Below are 12,659 nucleotides of genomic sequence, written 5' to 3' on the forward strand. Positions count from 1 at the left end.
TCAGGCATGTGCGAACTGTTCCGGCGCCAGCGCTGTCTGCGTATCCGGCCAGGACTCATACCATCGAATGGCGGCACGCACCAGTGACGCAGTCGAGTCGATAAAGCGGCAACCAGACGCGTCCTCATGCCCGGACACGATAAGTGGAATTTCGGTACACCCCATGATAACCATCTGCGCACCACGGGAAATCAGCCGTTCGATTTGCGGAAACAGCAGCTTTTCCGCCGCCGGTTTATCACCGCTTTTCAGGGCATAAATAGCCTGCATCACCTGCTCCTGCCCCGTTTCCTCCGGCGGGATCAGGGTGAGTCCCTGCGCTGTTGCTTTTTTCTGATACAGCCCTGTCGCCAGTGTGGCGTTCGTCGCCAACAGACCTACGCGTTTGACCGACGGAGGAATTTCGCCAAGAGTCGCATCCAGAATGCTAATCATCTCAACCTTTGCCACGGCCCGCAGATCCTCAAACCAGTAATGTGCGGTATTGCAGGGGATCACGATACATTCCGCCCCCGCCTCTTCCAGCATATGCAGATAACGCTCAAGATAGTGATAGGGTGAAGGACCGCCGGATAATAAACAGGCCGTGCGATCGGGAATATCCGGGATAGAGCTCACAATCAGCGGGATATGCTGCTGATCGCAGCTGGCGTCGCGTAAGTAAACAAACTTTTCCAGCATATCCGCCGTCGCTGCTGGCCCCATTCCACCTAAGATCCCAATCGTATGTTTCATCACTTTCTCACTGCTTAGCTTGAGTTCAGAAACACACTATCAGCATGATGTTTAGGTAAAAAATGCCGTTTTATTAGCGGCTATGCGTAAAAATCATAGCCCCCTCTTCCCGGCGGCGACCGGTTGCCACTGTGAACAAAAAGCTTTACACCCTCACAAAAGAGAGAACGCAGAGGCTATCTTTTAAGCGCCTCCAGAGCAGCATAAAATAGCGCCGATGTTTCAAGTAGAGGATTGTTGTTATGTTGTTCTGGAAAAAGATGGTGAGAAAAATCGACGCGTTCGCAATGTTGCTCCCACCAGGCTACTTCCGGGTGTAAAACCAGGCAGGCCTGTCACCGACAGGCCTGATTCCCTTTCCCTTCTTTGCTTTTACGCAATCCGGATGTTCTTAACACCACCACCCACATCCGTAGCCAGGTATATCGATACACCAGCGGATGCTGCCACCTGAGTAATGTCAGAAACATAGCGACTCCTTTCTTGCCTCAAGACCTAACGGAATGTCGGCAGCAAGCCAAACACATCCAGGACGACAGTCAGATAGACAATCCCCCCTCCCACAATCACCAGGTTCAGCACCGTGTTGTTACAAGGAGAGGTGTAATGCGCCGTCGCAAAACGTTTACGCGCGGCTTTGACCAGAATAGGCGGTAAGATCACGCTCCAGATGGTAAACGCCAGACCCGCGTAACCAATCGCGTGCACGAAGCCATTCGGGAAGAAGAAACACACGGCCGCAGGTGGGAAATAGGTCACCAGCGCGGTTTTCAAACGCCCCATATTGTCATCCGGGAAGTGAAACAGATCGGCAATATAATCAAACAGACCCAACGTGGCCGCCAACAATGAACTGGCTACCGCGAAATTACCGAAGAATGTCAGGATCAAGTCCATATACCGACTGGTAAATAACCCGCTAATGGCTTCCACAAACACATCGATGTTCCCCCCTTTGGCAATGATCGGAGGAAAGTCCGCACGACTGATATTCCCCATCGTGACCGCCAGCCAAAAGACATACAGCAGCACAGCAAAGAGCGTACCGATGATAATGGAGCGCGTAATGTGCGGGATACCTCGCGTTCCGTAGAGTTTAACCAGGCTCGGAACGTTGCCATGAAAACCAAAAGAGATAATGCAAAATGGCAGCGTCATCAGAATGTACGGAAGGTATTGTGCATTCGGTAGCGCGATCTCAGCACTATCGACTAGTTTAGCCACTTCAATATGACCGACCAGCCCGGAGAAGGTGGCAAAAAACGCCAAAAATTTGCCGATGATAAGAACGGTCGTAATTCTCCCGACCAGCAACGAACTGTACCAGGCAATCACGCCGACCAGCATGCTGACAAGAACCACTGAAATATTTGCAGGGAAACGAATACCGCTATATTTGAACACGGTCTGCGCCATCACCGCCGAGGAACCGGAAATATAAGCGTAGGTTAAGATATACAGCACAAAGCCAAAGGCAATCCCAACGACTATATTCCACTTTTGCCCCAGCAAATCCTGAGTAAACGTATTAAAACTGGCTCCAGCACCATAGTGAAGGTTAACCTCAACCAACATCAGACCGGTTAACAACATCATGATGGCAATAACAATCAGAATGACAGAAGCGCCGGGAAACCATACGCCAGCCATCGCAATAGGAAGAGAAAACATCCCCCCTCCCACAACGGTCGCAATGACAAGCATTGTCCCGCTAATTAATCCGGGGGTACTCTGTCGTTCAATGGCATTAATATCCATAGTAAATGTTCCTGTTGACTATTATTTATAATTACGGCTGTCATTTGTACATCTTCGGATAATGAACGTGTTGAAGTCAGGTTTGCATTTTTATTAGTCAGCAAAGAATCGCCGATACAGTAAAGGCTTCCTGTTCTGTGAAAATAAAAACAAAAAGGCCCCAGTTACCTGGGGCCACGAAAAAATTAAATATAGTCAAAACGCGCGGTGAAGAAGCGTAACTGCTTAGGCTCATAAATGAACTTAAGCCCACGAATATCTTCTTTATGCTGATACAGTTTGATAATACCGTCTGCCACCACATCCATATGTGCATAGGTGTATACGCGGCGTGGGATCGTCAGACGCACCGTTTCCAGTTTAGGACGGTGGTTCTCACCGGTCTCTTTGCTACGACCGGCAGAGATAATACCGCGCTCCATACTGCGAACGCCGGTTTCCACAAAAATACTGGCTGCCAGACTTTGCGCCGGGAACTCATCCTGCGTCAGATGCTCACAGAAACGACGCGCGTCCAGGAACACCGCATGACCGCCGATCGGCTCAACAATGGGTACACCCGCCGCCTTCAGCTTATCGCCCAGGTAGCGAACCTGCTTAACACGGTGCTCAATGTATTCGAACTGCATGGATTCACGCAGACCAATGGCCATGGCCTCCATATCACGGCCCGCAAGGCCGCCGTAGGATGGCATCCCTTCGTAAACCACCACCAGTTCTTTGGCCTCAGAGAACATTTCATCGTCGTTCATGCACAGGAAACCGCCGATATTCACCAGACAGTCTTTTTTGCCGCTCATGGTACAACCATCAGCATAACTGAACATTTCATGCACGATATCTTTGATGCTGGTATTCTCGAACCCTTGCTCCTGCTCTTTAATGAAATAGGCGTTCTCTACGCAACGGGTCGCATCGTAGAACACTTTAATACCATGAGCCTGAGTTAATTCCCTGACGGCGCGCATATTCGCCATAGAAACAGGTTGACCGCCCGCGAGGTTAACCGTGACTGCCAGACAAATATAGGCAATATTTTCTGCGCCTTTTTCATCAATCAGTTTTTGCAGTTTATTAAGATCAATATCACCTTTAAATGCGATATTCAGACCTGCATCGTGCGCTTCATCACGTACGATATCGACAAAGATCGCACCATTTTTTTCCTGGTGATAACGCGTGGTGGTGAAATACATGTTCCCGGCGACATACTGTCCCGGTTTAATTGCCAGTATTGACAGCAGGTTTTCTGCGCCACGCCCCTGGTGAGTAGGCACAATATGTTTAAAACCAAACAGTTCCCGAACTGTTCTTTCCAGGTGATAGAAGTTTTCGCTCCCCGCATAAGCTTCATCACCGATCATCATACCGGCCCACTGTTTATCGCTCATCGCGTTGGTGCCACTGTCTGTCAGCAGGTCGATATAGATATCTTTCGAGTTTAACAGGAAAGTATTGTAACCCGCTTCCTGCATTTTCTGAATGCGCTCATCACGCGAGATCATAGATACAGTTTCAACGCTTTTAATACGGAAGGGTTCTGCCGGATAATTCATTTTGTTTCTCCAGTAAACAGTGATCATGTTCGTATTAATGTGAAGTAAAGCACCCTTATCTCATCAATAGGCCCTGAGGAGATATAACTATTCACCGCCTGAACCAGGGGGTGGAAATAATGTGATGGCACTATGCAAGATTTAATTACTGAAGAAAATAGTCCTCGCACCATTAATCATTTCAAATGATAAAGAAAAGTGTAAATGCACGTGATATAAATCACACGTTCTTTTCTTAGCTTTTCATATTCAACAAGTTATTTACCACGCAGTGAATTGCAACGTCCCTTCAGACACTGTAAAAGCAAGAACGAACTGAAAACATAACTTTCCAGCCCCTTTTCAGCTCACAATCTCTATTTTTGAGAGTGGATATTGTGGGATTACGATCACCCTCCACCGTTAATTTCGTGATTAACATCACTAAAAGCGTAAAGTAATTTGTACAAAACAACGTACTTTCAGAAAACATGATTTACTTCAGAGATCTACTTCACGTTTTTCTGCAATGGTTTTGCAATACCAGATCTGACGCGTGAGACAATTAGCGGGAATGGTTTTTAATGACGTGCAATGTCTATTTTCCGACAATCTTATTTTCTGGAAATATATTTAAAGGTGCCGATTATATTTTATATCCGTCCTGACTTTATTGCTTTTTCCTGATGATGCATACAGTTACTTATCATTGTACGAGCGTGTCGTGACTCTTCCACTCCACAAATCTCTGTACGCTAAATAATCCCACTCTCCGAATAATTTACTATTTCATAACAATCCCTCTTTATCCGACCACCTGACTTTAGAAAAACAAAATAATTAACAAAATAACAACAACCAAAATCCACCTGCGTGAAACCAAAGATCGTCGTTTTATTTTGAATGCCACCGATATCACCAATAAGACGTATTTCAAATGAATGCGCATCGCATTATTTGCGATAAAGGACACAAAATTTAACCACCATTGGCGAAAAAACTTGCTGTTTAACCTAAAACCCTTAACGTAGCGAAAAATTGGTTTATACCAGATTGGTGAGAATGAAAGACAAAAGCTATGTAGATATCATCCGGGAGCGCCTGGAAAGGTGGTTGTCTGAGACAAATCTGGCTGCGGGTTCACGACTTCCTTCAGAGCGGGAACTCTGTGAATTGCTCGATACCCGCAGGATGACGCTGAGACAAGTGTTACTGGAGCTGGAGGTGGCATCCATCATCTTCAGGAAAAATCGTAGCGGCTGGTTTATTGCGCCCAAGCGTTTCATCTATAACCCAAAAGCGCAGTCCAGCTTTAATGCCGAAGCCCGCGCCCAGGGGCGACTTCCGTTTTGGGGGTATCTGGAAGAAGAATTGTGCGAAGCGCCGCCTTCCAGTGTGGTGAAGGCGTTCTCTGAAAATACCAGCAGTTATCTCATCACTGGCTGGTGTGGTCTTGACGGGCATAAGGTTTTTTATCATGAGTCCTACATTGACGCCGACTTCGCCCCTGATTTTGTTAATAAAATCAACAACCAGTCATTTGCCGAAGTCTGGGAAAGAGAATTCAGTCAGTTCCTGAGTATAAAGAGCATGGTATTTAAACCCGTAAAAATACCTGATCAGGCATGCAAAGAGTTGGGTGTTGCACCAAATTCTTTCGTCATTCTGGTCGAAAAACATCGGGCAACACGAGAGAAAAGAGTGGTTCAGGTTGACTTTGAGTACTGGAGACTGGAGTCCGTTGAACTCTATATCAAAGATGAATGAGGGTGAAAATGAAAACAACAGACAGGGTGTGCCTCGCTGAGCGAGCCAGCAATATCCCCCTATATTTGCATGCCTATGCATTTCATTTAAATATGCGGTACGAACGGATTCTGCCAGGTGATCTACTGGATATTGCACATCAGCATCAATTACAGGGTGTGAAGATTCATGTTGAGGATGGTGAAACTCAGGCCTTACAAATGTTGAGTGACCATCAGTTATTTGATTTCAGGAAAAAAGCAGAAGACTACGGTCTGGATGTTAACATTGAAACCAGCGCATCAGATAAAAAAACGCTGGACGATGCGATCAGGATTGCCCGTGCGACAGGCGCTTCATCCGTCCGTTTTTACCCTCGCTATGAGGGGCATCTGCAAGACGTCATGGAAAAGATAGCGTTAGATATACAATATTTATCTCAGTTTGATGATTGCGGCTTAACATTCACAATAGAGCAGCATGAAGATCTGAAAGGAGAAGAACTGGTCAGCTTAGTAAAACAGAGCGGGATGAAGAACCTTTCAATACTTTTTGACTTCGGCAATATGATTAATGCCAATGAAAAGCCGCTCGACGCCCTGAAAGTCATGGCACCGTACATAACGCAAGTGCATGTAAAAGATGCCAAAATCATCCAGGATGGTTCCGGCTGGGCACATGAAGCGTGCCGCTCCGGGCATGGGGATTTACCCATGGAGGCGATGCTGAGAGAATTATTGCTGCTGGGAGAAGACAAGCCGCAGGTAATATCTTTCGGCCTTGAGGAAGAAGTCGATTACTTTGCTCCCGCTTTCCGCTTCGACGATGAGGGAGATAACCCGTGGATCCCCTGGAGAACCGCGAGTTATACACCATTACCTGATGCTGATAAGGTTGATGCGCGCCTTGCTCAGGAATCAGAGCACGCAATAGAACAAATTCACTATGTCAGAAACATATGCAATAAGTTTATTAACGAGAATTAATTTAAATATTATAAATTAATCTAACACAACGATAATTACATCAACTTTCTTATCGCTTTGATATTTATCAATAGCAGATATGGAAGGTTATTCCCTCTATGCTTTTGAGTAAGTGAAGGTATAACTATGTTCATGAACAAGTGGGCACGACTGTGCTTTTTAGTCCTCGGTGGTGGAACAATATTTAAGCTTTCCAGCATGAAGGACGTATTTTACGTCCCGATGCAAAATGACTGGGGTTTAACCAATACACAAATTGGTCTCGGCTTCACTGTATATACTATTATCCAGACAACAGGGCTGTTTCTTTCCCTTTATATTGCTGACCGTTATTCCAAGAAAATACTCTTACCCTTTGGGTTGATTGGCGTTGGACTCTGTGGATTGTATTTATCCACACTGCCTTCATTCACCGGTTATCTGCTCTGTTTTGCGGCAATGGCCTTCTTTGGCGATGTCATTTTCTGGCCCGTATTGTTGAAAGCCGTACGCCTGCTGGGGAAACAGGAAGAACAGGGACGCATGTTTGGTTTCCTGGAAGCCGGCCGTGGTGTTGTGGATGTGATTGTCGCCTCCGGTGCCTTGTTTATTTTTGTGCAGTTCGGCGAAGGTAAAGCAGGTATGCAGGCGGGTCTGCTTTTCTACACGTTAATCACGCTCACCGTCGGTGTTATTACCTATTTCATTGTGGGGGATGATGACAAAGTCACCGCTCGCGATAATAGCAGTGCAAATCTGGAAGTTCTCAAGGGCATCAAACATGTTCTGACCTGCGCTAACGTGTGGCTGGCCGCATTTGGTATCTTCTTTGTGTACGCCGCTTACTGTGGATTAACCTACTTCATCCCTTTCTTAAAGGATATCTATATGTTACCGGTAGCCCTTGTTGGGGCGTACGGTATCATCAACCAGTATGCGTTAAAAATGGTCGGCGGCCCGATTGGCGGATTCCTTGCCGATAAAGTCACTAAATCGCCAACGGTCTACCTGAAATGGACGTTCCTGATCGCGGCGATTGCCATGATCCTCTTCATTCAGTTGCCTCACGAGTCTATGAATGTGTATGTCGGGATGGCGGTGACGTTAGGCTTTGGCGCCATTATCTTCTCCCAGCGCGCGATTTTCTTTGCGCCGATGGATGAGATCGGTATCTCACGCCAGTACAGTGGTTCTGCGATGGCATTTGGTTGCATCATCGGCTACATGCCAGCCATGTTTGCCTACACCCTGTATGGCTCGCTTCTGGATAACTTCAAAGGCATTACCGGCTATAACTATGTCTTCAGCGTGATGGTGGTATTCAGCCTGCTGGGCTTCGTGTGCTCCACTCTTCTGGCCAGAAGGATTAAGCAGCAAAAAATGGCGTTAGAAGCAACGTCAGCATAATTGAGTCATCGATGACTTTTCTTCCCTGAACGTAAAAAAGAAAGTAAGGGTCGTTAGTTTTATGCTTAAAAATGGCAGCCGGGTCATCCTGCTGCCATTTTTCCTCTCAGGAATACGGCGTCGCTTTAGGATTTCAGCGCGGTATTACTGTTCTGATTGCGCCAGACGGGTGTCGCTTTTGTCAGCCAATAGTCCACACTGACATATTTTCCGCCACCGTAGATCAGCAGAACTAACAGCATGATGAAATAAGTGGCAGAGAATTCAATACCGTTATTCAGGATAATCGGATCGCCCAGTTGCGTAATATAGTTATACCGACCGGGGAAGTTTTCCATCAACCACTGGAGAAACGCTGTCATTCGCTGACTGGATTCCATGCTGTTACTGGCGATAGCCAGCCAACCGTGCGACCAGTGAACCATCAGGCTGGCGACGCTCATCACGACGATCATTGGGATGGCGATGATCCGCGTGAAAAGCCCAAGCGTAATACAAATCAACCCCAGCACTTCAGTAGACGTTGCCAGAAATGCCAGCAGCCAGGGAAACGGTAGTCCCAGTCCGCCTTCTGCTGTCGGTTGTGCAAACCAGGCCACCGTGCCGCTAAATCCCATGACCTTGGAGTGTGCGCCAGCAAAAATCACCGGAATTAAAAAAAGGCGGATAAGCAGCAGCGCAATAAAGTCTGCTTTCTTTATTTTTGATATAACGAGCTTGTACCACGAAATTACGTTTATCCACATAGCATCACCCTTTGTATTTTAAAGACAAAAGTTCGTCGTTATTGTTGGTTTCCAGCCACGAGCGCAAAGAAAAATCAGCTAAAAAAAGTGAGGCACTATTTAGCAAGCGTTCGGCTGAAATGATCTGATGATTAATCGCTGACAATAGCTGCACATCAACCTGGCTGAGTCTCTTCTGGTACAGCGCATTATTATGCTTTCGATAGAGCGCAAAATAATTCAGGCGCCCTTCATCCTCATAACAGGGTTCTCCCTCGTGGATCTGAAACGGTAAAGCCACCATCTTCAGCGTGGGATTTCGCACCACATCCACATCGCCTGTCTGTACCAACCGTAACGACGTTTTCTGAGGAGGTGGAACGTGACTGTCATCGATCTCCACGGCGTACATCAGCCATTCATATTCGATCAGCGCCAAATCATGAGGCGACAACTGACGTTGCTGACGCATAAAAAGCAGCAACTCTGTCGCCACCTGATGAAATTCCGGTTGGCTGGCCTGATGCTGATGGAGAAAAGCATCCGTCAGATCCTGAATATCTGCGTCTTTGATGCGCTGGCAAAATAAAGGAAAAACGCGTTGCAACACGCCGCCAATATTTTCTCTGACGATTTTCCGGTACAGCAACATACCGCGAGAACAGGTTTCGCCCGACGTTGTTCTGGCCCGAAGTTGCGCCGAAAACGTTGTCTCCATCTCGACCAATAATGCAGGTACTAAATAATGTGTCGTCACAGGCACTCGCTTTTATAAAAGGTATTCCCTAATTTGCGTTAATTCCGCGCATAACGTCTCCAGTGCTGGTACGTTGTTATCACGTTCCAGCAGCAAAGGTCTCGCGCCATGAAACTGCACGGTCTGTTTTGCCAGAGCTAATACATCCTCCAGTACTGGCATTCCGTGGGTATCGAGGCGGAACTCCTCATACTCCAGATGACCTGCGATGTGGTAATAGATAATCGACGACGACGGAATGCTGCGAATATACTCAAAGGCATCAAACCCATGATTACAGGCATTCACAAAGACATTATTAATGTCCAGCAGCATTCCACAACCGCTCAGGTTGAGCAGCTCGCCCCAAAATTCCGCCTCCGGCATTTCACCTGCGTAGCGGTGATAGGTGGAGATATTTTCAAGAACCAACTGCCGCCCCGTCATATTTTGTACCTGATCAATACGTGCGGCTAAATAAGGCAACACATCGGTAAAACCGGGTACAGGCAGCAAGTCGTAAAGATACCCCTGGCGATCGCGGGAAAAACATAAATGGTCGCTGTAAATATCAATGTGGTATTCGTCGAGAAAACGGCGAACATCATTAATATATTCTTCATTTAATGGGCAACTATCGCCAATGGATAAACTCAGTCCGTGCGCAATTAACGGATATTTTTTACTGATGTCTGCTAACTGTTCTTTCCTCGCACCGCCGATATTCATCCAGTTATCTGGGGCCAGTTCGAGAAAGTCGATATCCTGACGGCGGGGTTGTTGCAGCAGTGCCGTAATATGCTCGCCGCGCAGCCCGATTCCTGCCCCCTCTGAGGTTATTTCCCGCATACGCCACTAACACATTTTTCGGCACTCGCCAGCTGGGAGGATTCGGATTCAGGCTTATTTATGCCTTCCCCCGTCAGGCCACATTTACCGTCTCTGGCGCGCACCAGTTGATCCTGAGGGTCATGCTTTAGCGCGGCCTGACTATAGATTTTCTCCGTACCGCATTTACCACTGGCACATTTACCGCTACTGGTCGGCGCTTTATTCTGCACCTGACTGGCGCTGCCGCTCGCCTCTGTTGCACTGGCGGGGTTAACCATTCCAGCGGTCATCAGGGAACCCACGACGATTGAAAGGACAATATCTTTTTTCATCGGTTATTCCTTCGCATTGGTTAATGAAATCGGGAAACAGGAGAGATCGCGACTGCTATAGACCGGACCGTGGTAATACTGTTTCACAATGTCGATGGACTGATCTTTGAGACGCAACCCTTTGCCCATAAAGTGATTTAGCACCAGCACTTTGGGATTGATTTCAGCTGCCACCTTGCCCACCACATCCGGGGCGGCATGAATAAATTTCGATGTTTCGTCAGTATCTTCATCAATGGCTAACGGCATCACCAGCATGTCTGCGCCTTTGGCAAAGCGGGCAAACGCTTTATTACTGCCATTCTGATCGGCTGACACAACAATAGTGCCTTTCGCCGTTTCAATACGGAACGCCAGGCAAGGAACATCGCCGTGAGGAATACCCAGCGCGGTCACTTTCATTTCATCGTCCTGATACACCAATTGTGGGTCAGTGGCGGTGTAATTAATATCTTTAATGTGACTCGCAAGTTGTAAACCATCTGTCGCGTTATACAACCCATTCAGATAGGAATAAGCGCCATTTTCTTTTTTAAAGAGCGCATTAAAATATTGCGTCATTGACGGGAATACGCCGCCACTTTCTGGCCCCGCAAGGTTAATGGTCTCCTTCTCCTTCAGGAAATAGCCGCCTTTTAAAATCGGTGCCAGATCCGAGACATGGTCAGTGTGGAAATGGCTGATGGCAATGAGTTTTAAATCCTCCAGACGGGCGCCCGATTGGCCAAAACGTAAAAAAATACCGCCACCAGCATCAATAAGAATGGCCGACTTCCCATTTAGCCAAATAACCTCTCCCGATGAAGCACGCTGATCGTCTGTAATCGGTCCGCCAGTACCCAGCGTTTGCAGAGTGAAATCCTTATTTTCGCACTGCAACCCGGCAGCCAACACATTGACAGAAAAAAACAGCGAAAGTGTCAGCAATGACGCTTTTCTTAAATACATTAATTTTTTATTTCCTTCCATATATATTGAACCCTGTGTATTAGGTGCTGAAATTTCTATTCCTGCCAGACAGTTAAAAATGTAAAGGAAATGTAATTCAAGTTTTAAATATGATGAAATCCATAATTTAACTTATCGATATCTGTTTTCTTGATAAGCAATGCCGTATGCAATGACTTCGGGAATAACTTGTATTAATTCACATTGTTACCCCAAATAACATTTAAAAAAGTAAGGGTTAATTTCGTAAATCATGAGCACGATAAAAAAGAAAATAAGCAAGAATAGCTAAAAATCAATTTAACGATAAAAGTGTTTTACTAAACCTGGCTACCCGATAAGCAATAATATTTACCTCGATAAAACACATTTTTACTCTGGGTTATATGCTTAACGAAGCGACACTATTGTACGCCTGGAGAAAAAATGAACGTCATACCCAGATTAGGATTATCCATAAAGCAATTACTATTACCCTTCGCCGCAATAACCACTGCCAGTATGCTCAGTCCTTCCGTAAGTGCGGAGTCGCTACAGGAACAACAGCGGCGTTACCAGCAGGCGTGGCAGCACGCTAACGGTCCTCTGGTACAAACACCACCCGACCGGCTTGCCGCATTTCTGGATAAACAGGCCAGCAATCCTCCCGGAGCTTACGATACGTTAAGCGCAAGAGAGGGACTGGCGGCGCTGACCAAAGCGAACGTCACCACGTCCGACCCGATGGCAGCGGTGCTCAATGCTGAAGTGGATACCGGCGAACGGCGCATTCCGGTTCGTATTTACCGCCCCACGTTGCAGGGAAAACAGGATGTGTTGCTCTTTATTCATGGCGGCGGTCATCTGAGTGGCTCGGTGGAGGTGTGATCTTACCCGCGAATAGTGGACACGCGACTAAGTGAGTAAACTCTCAATCAGAGGTGACTCATGACAAAACCAGT

13 protein-coding genes are annotated in these 12,659 nt (G+C 46.8%); 4 read left to right on the plus strand and 9 right to left on the minus strand.

What is annotated here, in order from left to right:
• The 4 genes from cuyB to AC07UY_RS09925 form a co-directional block, all read right to left on the minus strand.
• Positions 1 to 735 carry a cysteate racemase gene (gene cuyB, locus AC07UY_RS09910; RefSeq protein WP_494701040.1) on the minus strand — a complete coding sequence of 245 codons (735 nt, stop codon included), beginning with the start codon at positions 733 to 735 and terminating at the stop codon, positions 1 to 3.
• Positions 736 to 1,070: 335 nt separating this feature from the next.
• Positions 1,071 to 1,205 carry a hypothetical protein gene (locus tag AC07UY_RS09915; RefSeq protein ID WP_255565705.1) on the minus strand — a complete coding sequence of 45 codons (135 nt, stop codon included), beginning with the start codon at positions 1,203 to 1,205 and terminating at the stop codon, positions 1,071 to 1,073.
• A 25-nt stretch (positions 1,206 to 1,230) separates the two neighbouring features.
• Positions 1,231 to 2,493, minus strand: coding sequence for an aromatic amino acid transporter (locus tag AC07UY_RS09920; RefSeq protein WP_494701039.1), 1,263 nt, complete (start codon positions 2,491 to 2,493; stop codon positions 1,231 to 1,233).
• A gap of 185 nt (positions 2,494 to 2,678) precedes the next feature.
• A complete protein-coding gene (locus AC07UY_RS09925; protein ID WP_203359064.1) occupies positions 2,679 to 4,049 on the minus strand; it encodes a tyrosine phenol-lyase in 1,371 nt (456 codons plus the stop codon).
• Between the two features lie 1,041 nt (positions 4,050 to 5,090).
• On the opposite strand from AC07UY_RS09925, the gene AC07UY_RS09930 reads away from it, so the two are divergent.
• The 3 genes from AC07UY_RS09930 to AC07UY_RS09940 all read left to right on the plus strand — a co-directional run bounded on the left by AC07UY_RS09930 (position 5,091) and on the right by AC07UY_RS09940 (position 8,146).
• Positions 5,091 to 5,795, plus strand: a complete 705-nt coding sequence (locus AC07UY_RS09930; protein ID WP_203359065.1) for a GntR family transcriptional regulator — start codon at positions 5,091 to 5,093, stop codon at positions 5,793 to 5,795.
• Between the two features lie 8 nt (positions 5,796 to 5,803).
• Entirely contained in the window at positions 5,804 to 6,760 is a 957-nt protein-coding gene (locus AC07UY_RS09935; RefSeq protein ID WP_203359066.1) for a sugar phosphate isomerase/epimerase family protein, read from the plus strand.
• 132 nt (positions 6,761 to 6,892) lie between these two features.
• Positions 6,893 to 8,146, plus strand: a complete 1,254-nt coding sequence (locus tag AC07UY_RS09940) for an MFS transporter (RefSeq protein ID WP_203359067.1) — start codon at positions 6,893 to 6,895, stop codon at positions 8,144 to 8,146.
• 125 nt (positions 8,147 to 8,271) lie between these two features.
• Here AC07UY_RS09940 and AC07UY_RS09945 read toward each other — a convergent pair whose 3' ends face one another.
• From AC07UY_RS09945 to AC07UY_RS09965, 5 genes are read right to left on the minus strand one after another with little or no spacing between them, the layout of a single operon-like run.
• Positions 8,272 to 8,892, minus strand: a complete 621-nt coding sequence (locus AC07UY_RS09945; protein WP_494701038.1) for an HvfX family Cu-binding RiPP maturation protein — start codon at positions 8,890 to 8,892, stop codon at positions 8,272 to 8,274.
• A gap of 4 nt (positions 8,893 to 8,896) precedes the next feature.
• A complete protein-coding gene (locus tag AC07UY_RS09950) occupies positions 8,897 to 9,628 on the minus strand; it encodes an HvfC/BufC family peptide modification chaperone (RefSeq protein ID WP_494701037.1) in 732 nt (243 codons plus the stop codon).
• 12 nt (positions 9,629 to 9,640) lie between these two features.
• Complete coding sequence (locus tag AC07UY_RS09955; RefSeq protein WP_494701036.1) at positions 9,641 to 10,456, minus strand: MbnB/TglH/ChrH family RiPP precursor modification enzyme; 816 nt, start codon at positions 10,454 to 10,456, stop codon at positions 9,641 to 9,643.
• The gene (locus AC07UY_RS09960; protein ID WP_494661453.1) at positions 10,444 to 10,770 is read right to left on the minus strand and encodes a hypothetical protein; all 327 of its coding nucleotides are present in this window, start codon (positions 10,768 to 10,770) and stop codon (positions 10,444 to 10,446) included. The genes AC07UY_RS09955 and AC07UY_RS09960 overlap by 13 nt, the downstream gene beginning before the upstream one ends.
• Positions 10,771 to 10,773: 3 nt before the next feature.
• On the minus strand, positions 10,774 to 11,718 hold the full coding sequence (locus tag AC07UY_RS09965) for an MBL fold metallo-hydrolase (protein WP_494661452.1): 945 nt from the start codon (positions 11,716 to 11,718) through the stop codon (positions 10,774 to 10,776).
• Between the two features lie 426 nt (positions 11,719 to 12,144).
• Between AC07UY_RS09965 and AC07UY_RS09970 the strand changes: the two genes are divergently transcribed.
• Positions 12,145 to 12,585: a hypothetical protein gene (locus tag AC07UY_RS09970; RefSeq protein ID WP_494701035.1), complete on the plus strand. Its 441-nt coding sequence runs from the start codon at positions 12,145 to 12,147 to the stop codon at positions 12,583 to 12,585.
• Positions 12,586 to 12,659: the final 74 nt, after the last annotated feature.

Source organism: Citrobacter sp. GW821-FHT02E08 (genome assembly GCF_059421685.1).